Here is a 14,597-nt window from a genome sequence, read left to right as displayed (position 1 = left end):
ATGTGACTGATGGCGGAAAAATAAGCGCAGTATTATACCCGATCGGGCTGTTTTCGGCTACAGGAAGCTGATTGCTGCACTGCCGGTATAGACCGCTTCGTTAAGAGAATAGACCAGAAATCAGGCGTTTGCCTGAAAAAAACATGCCTGTTTTTTTAATGTTGTCTGTTCAGTAACAGTTGCTGAAGGTCGCGCTTCTCTTCATCTGTTAATGGGGATTGGCGTGATTTTTTCAAGAGTTGATCCAGCTGTGCTTCCTGGCGGCGGGCCAGCAGGCGCTTGAGCGTATCATCGAGCAGGCTGGCAGCGTCCACGTCGCCGAGGATGGGGTCCAGATGCGATATCTCGTTCAGTAGCATCAGGTCGGAACGGTGCTCTTCTGCATCTTGCCAGTCGACCAGTAGAGTCCCCAGTGAGCTGCTGGGGTCTTTTTGCAGATAGTCCAGCAGATTGATCAGGACCTCAATGTTGGGCTCGAGCAGAGTACGAAAACTGTCGGCTGCCGGTGCGCTATGAGCCAGCTCGGGGCGATGCAGCAGTATGGATACCGCCTGATTGACGAGGTTTCGTGAGCCCTGATTTCCGGGGCTGTTGGCGCTCGCAGTTCGGGGGCGCGGTGTGCTTCGAGGGGCGGAATGGTCGGGCCGGATCTGGGTTTCGGCGTAATTGTCGTAGCCGTAGTTGCTGTCATCGTAATGATCATGGCTGGCATATTCGCGAGGATCGTAATGTCTCTCGGCGGATGCAGTGCTCTGAAAGCGGCTGGGGGCAGGCTCGTGAGTGGCCTGGTGCAGGTCGATGACGCTGCTGAGCTGTTCAAGGCTGAGTCCGGTGATGTCACAAATGCGGTCCAGCATCATCTGCTTCAGCAGGCTGGGTTGCATCGAGTTAATCAGGGGCAGGGCTGTGTTGCTGAACCGGGCGCGCCCATCCATGCTGGTCAGATCAGCCTCTTCGCTCATGGATTTGAAGAAGAATTCGCTCAATGGCAGGGCCTGGCTGACGCGCTCGCTGAAGGCGGCCTCACCTTCCTTGCGTACGAGTGTGTCCGGGTCTTCGCCATCCGGCAGGAACAGGAAGCGCGCCTCCTGACCATCCTTGATGACGGGCAGGGCGGTATTCAGGGCGCGGCGAGCTGCCGTGCGACCGGCCTGATCGCCGTCGAAGCAGAAGATTACCTCGGGGACCAGTTTGAACAGGCGCTCCAGGTGTTGCGCCGTGGTTGCCGTCCCCAGAGTGGCAACAGACCAGTGAATGCCGTGCTGAGCCAGGCTGACCACATCCATATAGCCTTCAACAATCAGCAGCCGGTCCAGATGGTTGCTGTGCTTGCGGGCTTCGTAAAGACCGTAAAGTTCACGTCCCTTGTGGAATGTGGGAGTTTCAGGTGAGTTCAGGTACTTTGGCTTGTCGTCACCCAGAACACGGCCGCCGAAGCCGATGACACGGCCTCGTACATCGCGGATCGGGAACATGATGCGATCGCGGAAACGGTCGTAGTGGCTTTGTTTGTCTTCGTTGTGGATCACCATGCCGGACTGTTCAAGCAGGGCGGTCGCGTTGCCGACCTGGTCGAAGTGGCGCAGCAGGTTATCCCAGCCAGGCGGGGCGTAGCCGATGCCGAAAGCGGCGGCAATCTGGCCGCTCAGGCCGCGCTGTTTCAGGTAGCTGACGGCGCGTTGGCGGTCTGTTGACTGGCGCAGCTGTTGTTGAAAAAAGGTGTTGGCCTGTTCAAGGACTTCAAACTGGCGCTTGAGTTGCTGCTCGCGTTGATGGTCAATCTGGCGGCCTTCTTCGCGGGGGACTTCCATGCCAGCGAGCTTGGCCAGCTCTTCAACGGCTTCGGGGAAGTTAAGGCGGTCGTATTCCATCAGGAAGCCGAGCGCATTGCCTCCGGCGCCGCATCCAAAGCAATAATAGAACTGCTTGTCGGGGCTGACCGAGAATGAGGGGCTCTTTTCCTTGTGGAACGGGCAGAGGCCAGAGTAGTTCTTGCCTGCGCGCTTGAGTTTGACGCGGCCGTCTACGACATCAACGATGTTGATGCGGGCCAGAAGGTCGTCAATGAAGTGCTGGGGTATTCGACCTGCCATGTTCGCTCCGCGGACAGGTCAGCGTATGCGGACCCTTAGAGTTTCTGCTTCACCAGGCCGGAGATGCTGCCCATATCGGCGCGGCCCTGAACCTGGGGTTTGACGATTGCCATCACTTTGCCCATGTCCTGCATGGAGCTGGCGCCGGATTCGGCGATGGCGTCATCAATGATCTGAGCAATCTCAGCGTCGCTGAGTGGCTGCGGCAGGAAAGTTTTAATCACCTCCAGCTCCTGCTGCTCCTTCTCTGCCAGTTCGGGTCGCTCAGCCGCCTCGTACTGGGTAATGGAGTCTCGTCTCTGTTTGACCATCTTGTCCAGCACGATCAGGATGCGATCGTCATCGAGTTCGATGCGTTCGTCCACTTCGATACGCTTGATTTCCGCCAACATAAGGCGAATGGTGCCAAGACGAGCTTTGTCTTTGGCGCGCATGGCATCTTTCATCTGTTCTGTAATGCTAGCTTTCAGATCAGACATAGGATGCTCCTTCGAGAGTGCTGTGGGTCAGGTTACAGAGTAATCAGATCAGTACAGACGTACGCGGCGAGCGTTTTCGCGCTGAACTTTTTTAGCGTGACGCTTAACGGCAGCAGCGGCTTTACGCTTACGAACAGAAGTGGGCTTTTCGTAGCATTCGCGACGACGCACTTCAGCCAGGATGCCGGCTTTTTCGCAAGAACGCTTGAAACGACGCAGAGCAACGTCGAACGGCTCGTTATCTTTAACTTTAACCTGAGGCATTAGATTCTCCCGGTTGGTTGTTGATGTTAAGACCTCCTTTTCAGTATATGCAAAGGCGCAGATACAGAAAGAAGGTCGCATATTTTAGTCAGGCGGCAGCAGCGTGTAAAGACAGAACCTCGTGAATTTTGCCGCCAACTGAAGGATAATAGTGCCCTGTTTGAATCGCTTGTACCGAGGGGCCGATATGCGAGTGCTGGGCATAGAAACATCCTGTGACGAAACCGGTGTGGCGCTGTATGACAGTGAGCGAGGCTTGCTCTCTGACGCGCTCTACAGCCAGGTCAAGATGCACGCCGAATACGGTGGTGTGGTGCCGGAGCTGGCGTCGCGTGACCACGTCCGCAAGCTGCTTCCTCTTATTCGCGAAGTCATGGCGAAGGCTGACCTGCAGCTCTCGGATGTTGATGCCGTTGCCTATACCGCCGGTCCCGGCTTGATTGGCGCTCTGATGGTAGGCGCTTCAACCGGGCGTGCACTGGCGCTGGGGTTGGGTGTGCCGGCCGTCGGGGTGCACCATATGGAAGGGCATTTGCTGGCGCCGATGCTGGAAGAAAATCCGCCATCCTTTCCGTTTGTCGCGTTGTTGGTGTCCGGTGGGCATACCCAATTGGTACGGGTTGACGGTATCGGCCATTACGAATTGCTGGGCGAGTCGCTGGATGATGCGGCCGGCGAAGCGTTTGATAAGGCGGCCAAGATGCTGGGGCTGGACTATCCGGGCGGCCCGTTGATTGCCAAATTGGCTCAGCAGGGTAACCGTGACCGTTATCGTTTCCCGCGGCCGATGACCGACCGTCCGGGTCTTGATTTCAGCTTTTCCGGCCTGAAAACCTTTACCCTCAATACCGCCAATGATGCGCGCGATGCCGAAGGCAATATTGACCCCCAGACGATGGCTGATATTGCCTGTGCCTTTGAGGATGCCGTGGTCGATACGCTGGCGATCAAGTGCCGCCGGGCGCTGCAGCAGACCGGCATGAAACAGCTGGTGATTGCCGGTGGTGTCAGTGCCAACCAGCGCCTGCGTGAGCGTCTGGCCGAGGTGGTGAAGAAGGAGCGTGCGGGGCTGTTTTATGCGCGGCCTGAGTTCTGTACCGACAATGGCGCAATGATCGCCTATGCCGGCTGTCAGCGTCTGCTGGCGGGTGAACAGGCTGATCTGACCATTCTGGCAAGGCCCCGTTGGCCTTTGGATACGCTGGACGCGATCTGATCAGAAACGGTGTTCGCGGCCGCTGATCAGCTTGCGAATGTTGCTGCTGTGTCTGAGGATCAACAGCAGCGACGTGATGGTAAACGGCCAGAGCAGTGCGGGTGTCAGCAGGTAGCAGAACAGTGGGGTGACCGCAGCGGTTGCGATTGAAGCCAGCGACGAGATGCGGCCGAACAGAAAAATCAGTCCCCAGAGCAGGAGCTGGCAGAGCGCCAATGGCCAGGACAGCAGCAGGGAGCATCCCAGCGTTGTGGCTACGCCCTTGCCGCCCCTTAGGCTGAAGAAGGGGAACAGGTGGCCGCAAACGGCCGCAAGCATTACCCAGCCCTGTAGCAGGGCTGACGCGCCAGTATTAATTGCCAGCAGCACGGCGGCAGCACCCTTGCCAAGGTCTGCCAGCAAGGTCAGCCCGGCGGCCTGAGGGCCTCCGGTGCGCAGCACATTAGTGGCACCCGGGTTACCAGAACCCTTGCTGCGGGGGTCATCAAGTCCCATTGCGCGACAGATCAGTACGGCGCTGGGAATGGAGCCCATCAGATATGCACAGAACAGCAGCAGGTAATCGGGCATGCAAGAGTCCGCTACAAACGCCAGTCGTGACGATGCACTGCCCGTAAGTGGCGTGATAAATTGACAGGCACCTACAACAAGCATATACAAGCGCGCACCAGGCCTCAATCAACCTGGGCGTAATCGCAGAAACAGGAGACAGGATGGATATCGTTTATATACGTGAGCTGCAGGTCGAGACCGTGATCGGCATCTACGATTGGGAACGGGAAGTGCGCCAGACCGTCAGCCTGGATCTGGAAATGGGAACCGATATTCGTGCCGCGGCGGCGACGGAAGATATTGAGAACACCCTGAATTACAAGACCGTGGCCAAGCGCCTGATCGCGTTTATCAGCGAGAGCGAGTTTCTGCTGGTGGAAACCATGGCCGAAGAGATTGCGCAGATCGTACAGAACGAATTCAAGGTGCCCTGGTTGCGCCTGCGCCTGAGCAAGCCCGGGGCTGTGCGCGGTGCCCGTGATGTCGGCGTGATCATTGAACGAGGGACCCGGGACTGATGGCGCAGGTTTATCTGAGTCTGGGCAGCAATTGTGAGCGTGAGCGCTATATTTGCGCCGCGCTCGATGCATTGGCTGATCGCTTTGGCGAGTTGCTGATTTCGTCGGTTTACGAAAGCGAAGCGGTAGGGTTCGACGGAGACAATTTCTACAATCTGGTTGTCGGTATGGAAACCGAACTGGATGTGGCCACGCTGTCGGCCTGTCTGAAGGGAATTGAAGATGACAACGGCCGTGATCGCAGTGGCCCCCGTTTCAGCGGTCGTACGCTGGATATCGACATCCTGACCTATGGCGATCTGAAACAGCCTGAGGCAGGGGTGCAGTTGCCACGCGACGAGATCCTGCAAAATGCTTTCGTGCTGCGGCCATTGGCCGAAGTGGCTCCCAATGGGCGTCATCCGGTACTGGAACAGTCTTACGCGGAGCTATGGCAGCAGTATGATCGCCAGCAAAAACTCTGGCCTATCGATTTCGACTGGCAGGGGCAGCGAATTTCTCGGGCGGACTCAGCTGTAGAGTGAGCGCCCGCCATCCACCGCCAGTACCTGGCCGGTCACATAACCTGCATTAGCAAGATACAGTACAGCGTCAGCGATATCCTGCGGGCGGCCGGTCCGCGCCAGTACGGTTTTATCCACAACCGCCTGACGTGCCTCCTTACTCAAGGCGGCTTCGGCTTCTGGCCAAAGAATCGGGCCTGGAGCAATACCGTTGACACGCACTTCAGGCGCCAGCTCTCGCGCGAGGCTCAGCGTCATCATCTTCAGGCCAGCCTTGGCTATTGAATAGACGGGATAACCCGCAAGCCCTCGTTCCGCATGCACATCAATCAGATTGATCACGCAACCGCCGGTGCTTTTGAGCAGGGGATACAATGCCTGAGTCAAAAAGAAGGGTGCACGCAGGTTGCTGTTGATCAGTGCATCCCAGTCCTTTTGGCTGACATCGCCTACCGGGGTCGGATAGAAGCTGGATGCGTTGTTCACCAGCAGCTCAAGCGAGCCTGATGCTTTGACCTTCTGCGCCAGTTGCTCCACCTGTCCCATCTGTTCAAGATCGGCCTGTATGCAGGTACAACTGTTATCCCTGAGCTTATTGAGTTCATCGCACAGCTGGGTAGCGTCATCTGCAGATTGGCGGTAGTGCAGGATCAGGTCATAGCCGGCTGTGTGCAGCTGGCGAGCAATCTGGGCACCGATACGACGTGCGGCGCCCGTGATCAATGCACGAGGATGGCTCATCGGTTATCCCCTTCGTGGTATTCCGAGCACAGCTGTTGCTGACGCAGCGCCAACGCTTCTCCCAGGGCCTTGCCCTTGTAACCTTCAGCCATGAGTGCGCGGCTGTCGATCACCTTGATGGCCTTGAGCAACCGTTGCAATGCGGACGGGCGTCCATTCGGCAGTGACGGGAAGATCGCTCGGGTAATGGATACCAGGTCATCCAGCAGCTCGGGTCGGCGTAACAGATCGAGTCCTTTGAGCAGCTGCAGGCGCTGCTCTCCATCCAGACGATCAAACTGACTCAGTGCCTCCGCATACTGACGGACTTTAAGCGCCAGATCCCGGAAACGGTTGGGTATACGCAGCTGCAGGCACAGTTCGGTGATGTCCGCTTGCGCCTCGTTCTGCTCCAGCTGCTCGGTCAGAGTCCAGGTCAGTAAAGCGAATACGCGTTCGGCGGGCTGAGGTAATGCGCCCGGTAACTGTGTGCTGAGCTGCAGCAGACGGTCACAATCAAGGGTACGGCTGTGGGGGAGCAGTCTGGACAGTGCGCCCACTTCCTGAAGCAGTCTGAAAAAATGTGCCGGGGATTGTGTCGCCAGTGCGCGCTGGCATTCCTGCCAGACTCGCTCGGGTGTCAGGTGATCCAGTTCGTCACCCTGACTGAGCTCGCGCATCAACGCAAGGGTTTCGTCCGCGACGGTAAAGCCCAAATGGGCGAAGCGGGCATAGAAACGTGCCACGCGCAGCACTCGCAAGGGGTCCTCAACGAACGCTGGGGACACGTGGCGCAGCAGGCGCTGTTCCAGATCTCGGCGGCCACCCCAGGGATCGTGCAGCTCGCCGTTTTCGCTGCGCGCGATGGCATTGATGGTCAGGTCGCGGCGAACCAGGTCATCTTCGAGGCTGACCTCGGGGCTGGCATGAAAGGTAAAGCCCGTATAGCCCTTGCCGCTTTTGCGCTCGGTGCGGGCAAGAGCGTACTCCTCCCCGCTGTCCGGATGCAGGAAAACCGGGAAATCCTGGCCGACAGGCTTGAAACCGCGTGCCAGCATTTCATCGGGAGTGGCGCCAACGACCACCCAGTCACGATCCTTGACCTCAAGTCCAAGCAGTTCGTCACGAACGGCGCCGCCGACCAGGTAGATCTCCATCAGCGCTCGCAACGATCCGGGCACTGGGCGCGCCAGGCTTCGAAGCCACCATCCAGGCTGTAGACCTCTTCAAACCCCTGGTGGGCCAGATAGGACGCAGCCGACTGGCTGCTGATGCCATGGTAGCAGCATACAATCAGCGGCCTGTCGAAATCGGCCTGGCCAATGTACTCAGGCAGATTATGGTTGTTGAGGTTATAGGCGTTGCTGATGTGAAGCTCGGCAAAGCTGCCCTCGTCACGAATATCGACAATCTGGGCGCCCTGATCGATCAGTTCACAGGCCTGTTCGGTGTTGATGCAGCGGTAATCGGTCAAAACTCATTCTCCGGGTTTGCGGTTGCCAGGGCAGGGCTGGCTGAACCAGCTGCCGTCTTCCAGTCTAACGGCTGTCAGGGCATTTCCCCAAACACAGCCGCTATCCAGCGCAGTAATGCCGGGCAATCGTTTGAAGCCAAGTGCGGCCCAGTGGCCGAACAGCTGGTGACGTTTCATCGGCTTGGTACGGGTGTGCTCGAACCAGGGAGCAAAGCCCCTGGGGGCCGTTTCCAGACCGCCATTGGCTTTGAATTCCAGAGTGCCGTCGGCCTTGATAAAACGCATGCGAGTAAAGTAGTTGGTAATGGCACGCAGGCGGTCCATACCGGTCAGGCTGTCACGCCAGCGATCCGGCTGGTTGCCGTACATCTGCTGGAAGAAGTCGGCCGCATCAGCATGCTGCAGGGCCTGCTCCAGCTCGTGAGCGTACTGTCGGGCCTGCTTCAGTGACCAGATATGGGGGATGCCGGCATGCGTCATCACATACCCAAGGCTCTTGTCGTCATGCAGGAGCGGACGGGACTGCAGCCAATGCATCAACTCGTCGCAGTCGTGAGCGTCGAATACAGGCACCAGCGTTGGGTCCGGCTTGCGGCCGCTGCCATGATAAAGCGCGAGCAGGTGCAGATCATGGTTGCCGAGTACGGTAATGGCACGCGCTCCCAGCTCCTTGACGAAACGCAGTGTTTCCAGTGATCCCGGACCTCGATTGACCAGATCGCCGGTTAGCCAGATCCGGTCGTCATGACCGAAACCGATCTGATCCAGCAGTTGCATGAGTTCCGCGTAGCAGCCCTGAATATCACCGATCGCGAATGTCGCCATGGAGACCCCTGTTATGCAAATGGGGCGATGATAGCCTAGCCCGCTATCCGGGTGAACCTTGGGTCGCCGCACATCAGCCAAAAAAAAGAGGCCCTGAAGGGCCTCAATGATAAAGACGTATGTTGAGAGAACCGCCCTCTGCCCTCGTCCATGATGGCAGAGGCTTGATCGACTTAAAGGTCGAAGGTCTTGCTGATGGTGAATACGAATTCGGAATCCTTCTCGCCGTCACCGTCAAGTTCAGCATCCAGCTGCTTGATGAATGCCAGGCTCATATCCAGGCCCTGATAAGTGGTGCCGTAGCCGGCTTCAATGTAATCACCGTCGTAATCCTGGCCGAATACGCCATAGGTCAGGTAGGCGCCTTCATAGTCACCTGTCAGGCTGAAGAAGGTGTAATCGGCATCGTCGCCGCTGCCGTCAACATTCTCGCGGCCCAGAACGAAGTCGGCACTCAGGAACTTGTAGCCTGCACTGAGGATAAGTTCGTGGTAGTCGGATGCGTCATTAATGGTGTAGAAGTAGCCTGCGTAGCCTACGTCGTAGGTGAAGTCTTCATACTCGCCAGCGTAGCCACCGTAGAGATCATATTCGATCTCGGCATCATCCAGCTGAGCGCCCCAGGTGCCAACGTAGAAACCGTTGCCGAAATCATAGTCGGCACCGGCCATCAGGCTGGCGTTGTTGGCAGTCTGATCGATACCGCGGAACCAGTAATCGCTCATGGCGCCGACGTTAACAGAGAGCTCTGCACTGGCAGCAGCGGAAGCAGTCAGCAGGCCGGCAGCGATCAGGCTTTTAGTGAATTTTTTCATCATCATCCCCTTTCAGTTTCTAATGCTCAGCAAACAGCAAGTGCAGTTTGTTGCATTGGTATTAGCTAGAGGCGTGCCATGTTTGTTAATTATCTTTTTATTCAATTGGTTATATGGAGATTTGTGACAATGATGTTAATCTCTAAGGGGTGAGCGGGTGCGCCATAATGGTGCGTTTTGCTGCATAAGAGGGCGCAACTGCGGTCAAAAGAGGTGCAGATGAATCTGTCGCAAAGCTTTGAGCCGGTCTGGCATCCTAAATGTCGTGTACTGGTGCTGGGGTCAAGCCCGGGCCTGGCATCCTTGAAAGCGCAGTCATACTACGCTCACCCGCGTAATGCCTTCTGGCCGATCATGGCGCGTCTGTGTGGCTTTGAGTCTGGACTCTCATATTGTGCGAGACTGGAGTTTCTTAAGGTGGCTGGTGTGGCGCTCTGGGATGTGGCGCAGCTCTGTGAGCGGCAGGGCAGCCTGGATGCCAATATTCGACAGCAGTCGGTGGAACCCAATGATATCGAGTGGCTGGCAGGGCAGATGCCTGATCTACAGTTGATCGCTTTCAATGGTGGCGCCGCCGAGCAGCTCTACAAGCGCCACTTCAAGTCTCCACCGCCGCTGCAATTCAAACTCATGCCATCGACCAGCCCTGCCCATGCCTCCCTGTCACTTGAGCAGAAGTATGAATACTGGTCAGAGCTGCAGAAGTACTTGCGGGTGCCGGGTTGAGATCTGTCGCTAAAACCGCACGTGTTGAGTGGTTAAATATTGATCGTGCTAGTATGATGGCAAATCACTGTGAGATTGGCTGTCGTCACAGCCATGATGAATCTACACCTGATCGGACAGAGTGCGGTGGGGAATACGATGGATCGACAGCAGCATATTCTTGATCTTACCGGGGATTTTGTCGCCAGCGTCAATCGAGAATTCGGAATAGAATATATTAATCATTCGGGCCGAACCCTTCTTGGTATTGCAGTGAATCATGATCTGCATGCAGAGCCTCTTTATGTTCCCCAGTTCCACGATTCCGCTACCTGGCAGCGGTTGGCCGAAGATATATTTCCGCAAGTTGTAGACCAGGGGCAGTGGAGCGGTCAGCTGACGCTGCATGCGCTGGATGGAGAGACCGTTCCCATATTGATGAAGTTGCTGCCCTACCTGGATGAGACTGGTGAGGTTAGCGGGTTCACGGCGATCGGTCATGACTTGCGGCTGCGTCAGGCGTTGCAGACACAGCAAGCCATGGCGGAGCGTATTCTGGACAGCACCATTGAAGGCATCATGGTCACCGATTCGGCCGCACGGATTCAGCGTGTCAATGCAGCGTTCACCCAGATCACCGGTTACCAGTCTGACGATGTGGTCGGCAAAACACCCAAGTTTCTGCGCTCCAATCATCATCAGCAGTCTTTCTACGACCTGATGAATGCGTCGTTGCAGGAGTCCGGTCGCTGGCAAGGTGAAGTCTGGAACCGTCGCAAGTCCGGAGAGCTCTATCTGCAATGGATGTCGATCAGTGCGTTGCGTGATGACCGGGGCTGTATCAGTCATTTCGTGTCGATCTTTCATGACCTGACCGAGATGCGTGCGAAGGAAGCCGAAATTGAGTTGCTTGCCTTCAGTGACCCGCTGACCGGCTTGGGTAATCGGCACAAGCTGAATCAGGCGCTCAAACATCAGCTCAAGCGCGACCAACAGAGATCGGGTGCTCACCTGGCTCTTTTATGTATCGATATTGGCCAGCTTTCTCCAATCAATGACCGTTTCGGGATGAAAGGAGGAGATGAGCTGATCAAGTGTCAGGCAGAGCGCCTTAACAAACGCCTGGGACGGGACTTGCACTTGTACCGTCTTGTTGGCGACGAGCTGGTTGCACTCATGGTCGATATCACCGATCCAGCCGACGTGGCACGTTATGCCAGCGACTGCATCCGGCAGCTTCAGGAGCCTGTTTTTCTCAATGGTGAAGCGATTCGAATGAGTCCCGCGATTGGTATCGCGCTCAGCCCCAAGGATGCCACTGAGAGCGACGTTCTGTTATCCAATGCACAAACCGCAATGCTGGCGGCCAAACAGCAGGGGCGTGACAGCTATCATTTTTATGACGAAGCGTTGAGCTGTGAGATGCGACAGCGACTGATGCTGGAGCAGCAGTTGCGCTTGGCCGTGAAGTCAGGTGCTTCCATGGGCCTGGAGCTTTATCTGCAGCCTAAGGTGCACCTTGGCAGTCGTCAGCTGGCGGGTGCCGAGGTGCTGCTGCGTTGGCAGCATCCCGAGAAAGGGATGATCTCTCCGGCGGAGTTCATTCCTTTGGCGGAAGAAAGTCGCCTGATCGTTCATCTGGACCGTTGGGTATTTGAGCATACTTGCAAGCTGCTCAGCCATTGGCAGCAGCAAGGGTTTGTGTTGCCGGCGCTGAGTATTAACTTATCTGCCCGCCAGCTGCAGGAGCCTGATCTGGTGGAATGGTGTCAGGCGGTCATCCATGAATATGGCTTGAGTGCCTCGATGATTGAGCTTGAAATTACCGAGACCGCATTCATCAATCTGTCTGACAGTGTGCTGGATCAACTGACAACGCTTCGGTCTGCCGGTTTCCATCTCGCGCTGGATGATTTTGGCACGGGCTATTCCAGTCTGACCTATCTGCGCCGACTCCCGCTGGATGTGGTCAAGATCGATCGCAGTTTTGTGGCGGATATTTCTCAGGATGCCCGGGCAACAACGCTGTTGCGTGGAGTCATGCAGCTTTTGCATGAGCTGGATTTCTCGGTCGTGGCGGAGGGGATAGAAACGACTGAACAGGCGGAATTGCTGCAGCAGATCGGTTGCCGGCTGGGGCAAGGGTTTCTGTATTATCGCCCAATGCCAATCGATGAGTTTGTTGGTTTGCTTGATCAGAAATAATGGCGGGATGGTCCAGTGTGCGCGGCGCTCGAATGTTTGTATCGCACAAACGAAAAAGCCGACTTCTTTCGAAATCGGCTTTCCCTGAATTTGGTAGCGGGGGCTGGATTTGAACCAACGACCTTCGGGTTATGAGCCCGACGAGCTACCAGACTGCTCCACCCCGCATCAACTTGATGAAGCGTATATTACGGATCTGGGGCGCTAAGGTCAAGTCTTTGTTACACTTTTTTATTCTGCTTACGGATCTGTTCAGCCTGGTACCAGGTAATGAACTCTGACAACAGGCGCTGGTCTCGGGGGGACAGCCCGGAAAAGTCAGCGCACCAGATGACACCACTCTTGCGGATCAGGCGTAGAGTGCAGTCGATTCGGTGAACCTGCTTGCCGACCCTGAACTTGATGCGGGAAGGGTAGTACTGCAGCGTCAGAAGCGACTCTGTCGTAAAGGCGATACCGGTGGCAGACAGATTTTCGACTTTAACAGACTCTCCGTTGACCTGTGCTCGTAAGGGAGCATCAGCATCAATCTGCAGTCGATAGGCCCGTCGGCCACTGTCGGCAATATCCGGAATATGGATCTTGGGTTTCATCAGTCTAAAGCCCGTTTTTCCAGCACAAATTCGATGCGGCGGTTGATGGCGCGGTTTTCGGTCGATGTATTGGGTACAAGCGGCAAAGAGGATCCATACCCTGTTGCTGTCAGTCGCTTGGGGTTGATGCCGGCATCTACCATGTAGCGTAGCACTGTTGTGGCGCGAACGGCTGACAGTTCCCAGTTGGACGGGAACTGAGGTGTGCTGATGGGGATGTCATCGGTGTGCCCCTGGATTTCCAGCTTGTAGTCGGGGTTCTGCGCCAGTGTGTCCAGCAGGGCATCCAGCATTGGCAGCATGGCATAGTTGAATGTGGCCGAGCCGGAGTTGAACAGCAGGCCGCCTTTTACTCTGAGACTGAGCTTGCCATCCTTGGGAGTGCCAATTTCAATCGCATCCTGCATTTGCATCTGCTCAAACGCATCATCCAGGTCGCGGTTCAGCCGCTCCCAATCCAGTTTTAAGGCCCGTGCGCGGCGATCTTCTGCAGACTCTTCGCCCTCATCTTTGCTGTTCGCCTTGCTTGGGGATTCCACAATAGCCTCATTGATCTCCTCGGAAGGATTGCCGGGCGCATTGTGTTCCAGTGGTATCAGGTTGTTGGGAGCACCGGAAACCGCGCGCTGAAAAGCGGTCTGGAATGAACGCATGGCTTCGACAAAACGCTCTTTCTCCAAATTGGACATGGAAAAAAGCAGCACGAAAAATACCAGCAGCAATGTCATCAGATCGGCATAGGTCATCAGCCAGCCTGGAGTGCCGGATTCATCCGTGAGTTCACGCCGCCGACTGTTCATGAACGATCCTTGGCAGCCTGAGGCGCCGCTTTGTCAGCCGCTGGCTGTTTGTTGCGGCCAATCTTGATCGGTTTGCGCTGTGCTTCCGGCAGGTATGAGGCCAGCTGTTCATACACATGCATATAGTGGTCATTGGTCAGGATGCTGATGCAGCCTTCACGAATGATTTCCAGATTGGTAACTTCTGTCAGTGTACGTGCATGGAGTTTGCCAGCAATGGGCAGGAAAACCATGGTTGCCAGCAGGGAGCCGTAGAAGGTGGTCAGCAGTGCCACTGCCATGGCGGGGCCGATGGTTTCCGGGTTGCTGAGCTGGCTCAGCATCTGGATCAGACCGATCAGGGTACCCAGCATGCCGAATGCCGGTGCATAGGCCGCCATTTTACGGAAGACGTCCTGGACTGCATGATGGCGGGCAATCAGAGAATCGATTTCATTCTGCAGGGTGTTGCGAATGACCTGCTCCGAGGCAGCTTCTGAAAGCAGGTTGCAGGCACGTTTAAGTACGTGTGAATCGCTTTCAACGTCTCCGAGTTTGAGCAGGCCGTGACGGTGGGAAACCCGGCTCAGCTCAAGCATGGTGTCGATCATTTCCTGAGGGTTGGTGTTGTCACGGGTGAAAACGATCCACGCGGCCTTGAATGCATTGAGTACATCCTTGAATTGTACCGTCAGCAGGGTCGCAGCAATGGTGCCGCCTGCAACGATCATCAGGCCGGGGACATTGAGAAAGACATCGGCATTACCGCCCAGAAAAATAGCGCTGATGATCAGGGCCAGACCTGAGATAATACCGAGAAGCGATGCGAAATCCATGAGCTTGAGTACCCTGTGTC

Annotated in this window: 17 protein-coding genes and 1 tRNA gene; 5 read left to right on the top strand and 13 right to left on the bottom strand. The window is 56.2% G+C overall.

Features of this window, described 5'->3' with window-relative positions:
- Positions 1 to 155 precede the first annotated feature (155 nt).
- The 3 genes from dnaG to rpsU are packed head-to-tail and all read right to left on the bottom strand — an operon-like array spanning position 156 to position 2,836.
- On the bottom strand, positions 156 to 2,093 hold the full coding sequence (gene dnaG, locus LN244_RS13610) for a DNA primase (protein WP_239040321.1): 1,938 nt from the start codon (positions 2,091 to 2,093) through the stop codon (positions 156 to 158).
- Between the two features lie 35 nt (positions 2,094 to 2,128).
- Positions 2,129 to 2,572, bottom strand: coding sequence for a GatB/YqeY domain-containing protein (locus LN244_RS13605; RefSeq protein ID WP_239040320.1), 444 nt, complete (start codon positions 2,570 to 2,572; stop codon positions 2,129 to 2,131).
- Between the two features lie 48 nt (positions 2,573 to 2,620).
- Positions 2,621 to 2,836, bottom strand: a complete 216-nt coding sequence (rpsU, locus tag LN244_RS13600) for a 30S ribosomal protein S21 (RefSeq protein WP_239040319.1) — start codon at positions 2,834 to 2,836, stop codon at positions 2,621 to 2,623.
- A gap of 187 nt (positions 2,837 to 3,023) precedes the next feature.
- On the opposite strand from rpsU, the gene tsaD reads away from it, so the two are divergent.
- A complete protein-coding gene (gene tsaD, locus LN244_RS13595) occupies positions 3,024 to 4,052 on the top strand; it encodes a tRNA (adenosine(37)-N6)-threonylcarbamoyltransferase complex transferase subunit TsaD (protein WP_239042423.1) in 1,029 nt (342 codons plus the stop codon).
- On the opposite strand, the gene plsY is transcribed toward tsaD, so the two are convergent.
- On the bottom strand, positions 4,053 to 4,622 hold the full coding sequence (gene plsY / locus LN244_RS13590; protein ID WP_239040318.1) for a glycerol-3-phosphate 1-O-acyltransferase PlsY: 570 nt from the start codon (positions 4,620 to 4,622) through the stop codon (positions 4,053 to 4,055).
- Between the two features lie 143 nt (positions 4,623 to 4,765).
- On the opposite strand from plsY, the gene folB reads away from it, so the two are divergent.
- The gene (gene folB / locus LN244_RS13585) at positions 4,766 to 5,122 is read left to right on the top strand and encodes a dihydroneopterin aldolase (RefSeq protein ID WP_239040317.1); all 357 of its coding nucleotides are present in this window, start codon (positions 4,766 to 4,768) and stop codon (positions 5,120 to 5,122) included.
- The gene (gene folK, locus LN244_RS13580) at positions 5,122 to 5,646 is read left to right on the top strand and encodes a 2-amino-4-hydroxy-6-hydroxymethyldihydropteridine diphosphokinase (protein WP_239040316.1); all 525 of its coding nucleotides are present in this window, start codon (positions 5,122 to 5,124) and stop codon (positions 5,644 to 5,646) included. Before folB ends, folK begins: the two co-directional genes overlap by 1 nt.
- Here folK and LN244_RS13575 read toward each other — a convergent pair.
- The 5 genes from LN244_RS13575 to LN244_RS13555 form a co-directional block, all read right to left on the bottom strand.
- Entirely contained in the window at positions 5,632 to 6,366 is a 735-nt protein-coding gene (locus LN244_RS13575) for a pteridine reductase (RefSeq protein WP_239040315.1), read from the bottom strand. The genes folK and LN244_RS13575 overlap by 15 nt on opposite strands.
- On the bottom strand, positions 6,363 to 7,526 hold the full coding sequence (locus tag LN244_RS13570; protein ID WP_239040314.1) for a hypothetical protein: 1,164 nt from the start codon (positions 7,524 to 7,526) through the stop codon (positions 6,363 to 6,365). The genes LN244_RS13575 and LN244_RS13570 overlap by 4 nt, the downstream gene beginning before the upstream one ends.
- Positions 7,502 to 7,819: a thiosulfate sulfurtransferase GlpE gene (glpE, locus tag LN244_RS13565; RefSeq protein ID WP_239040313.1), complete on the bottom strand. Its 318-nt coding sequence runs from the start codon at positions 7,817 to 7,819 to the stop codon at positions 7,502 to 7,504. Before glpE ends, LN244_RS13570 begins: the two co-directional genes overlap by 25 nt.
- 3 nt (positions 7,820 to 7,822) lie before the next feature.
- The gene (locus LN244_RS13560; protein WP_239040312.1) at positions 7,823 to 8,644 is read right to left on the bottom strand and encodes a symmetrical bis(5'-nucleosyl)-tetraphosphatase; all 822 of its coding nucleotides are present in this window, start codon (positions 8,642 to 8,644) and stop codon (positions 7,823 to 7,825) included.
- A 173-nt stretch (positions 8,645 to 8,817) separates the two neighbouring features.
- Complete coding sequence (locus tag LN244_RS13555) at positions 8,818 to 9,459, bottom strand: TorF family putative porin (protein ID WP_239040311.1); 642 nt, start codon at positions 9,457 to 9,459, stop codon at positions 8,818 to 8,820.
- 219 nt (positions 9,460 to 9,678) lie between these two features.
- Between LN244_RS13555 and LN244_RS13550 the strand changes: the two genes are divergently transcribed.
- Together LN244_RS13550 and LN244_RS13545 are read left to right on the top strand one after the other, a co-directional pair.
- On the top strand, positions 9,679 to 10,185 hold the full coding sequence (locus tag LN244_RS13550) for a DNA-deoxyinosine glycosylase (RefSeq protein ID WP_239040310.1): 507 nt from the start codon (positions 9,679 to 9,681) through the stop codon (positions 10,183 to 10,185).
- 138 nt (positions 10,186 to 10,323) lie between these two features.
- Positions 10,324 to 12,369: a putative bifunctional diguanylate cyclase/phosphodiesterase gene (locus LN244_RS13545; RefSeq protein ID WP_239040309.1), complete on the top strand. Its 2,046-nt coding sequence runs from the start codon at positions 10,324 to 10,326 to the stop codon at positions 12,367 to 12,369.
- A 91-nt stretch (positions 12,370 to 12,460) separates the two neighbouring features.
- Here the strand turns inward: LN244_RS13545 and LN244_RS13540 are convergent.
- The 4 genes from LN244_RS13540 to LN244_RS13525 form a co-directional block, all read right to left on the bottom strand.
- Positions 12,461 to 12,537 (bottom strand) — tRNA-Met (locus LN244_RS13540).
- Positions 12,538 to 12,590: 53 nt separating this feature from the next.
- Complete coding sequence (locus LN244_RS13535; protein ID WP_239040308.1) at positions 12,591 to 12,962, bottom strand: PilZ domain-containing protein; 372 nt, start codon at positions 12,960 to 12,962, stop codon at positions 12,591 to 12,593.
- Positions 12,962 to 13,762 (bottom strand): flagellar motor protein MotB, encoded by an 801-nt coding sequence (locus tag LN244_RS13530; RefSeq protein WP_239040307.1) that lies wholly within the window; start codon positions 13,760 to 13,762, stop codon positions 12,962 to 12,964. The genes LN244_RS13535 and LN244_RS13530 overlap by 1 nt, the downstream gene beginning before the upstream one ends.
- Positions 13,759 to 14,577, bottom strand: a complete 819-nt coding sequence (locus tag LN244_RS13525) for a motility protein A (RefSeq protein WP_239040306.1) — start codon at positions 14,575 to 14,577, stop codon at positions 13,759 to 13,761. The genes LN244_RS13530 and LN244_RS13525 overlap by 4 nt, the downstream gene beginning before the upstream one ends.
- Positions 14,578 to 14,597 lie beyond the last annotated feature (20 nt).

Source organism: Marinobacterium sediminicola (genome assembly GCF_022343685.1).
Lineage (GTDB): Bacteria > Pseudomonadota > Gammaproteobacteria > Pseudomonadales > Balneatricaceae > Marinobacterium > Marinobacterium sediminicola.
This window is presented reverse-complemented; position numbering and strand designations above follow the sequence as displayed.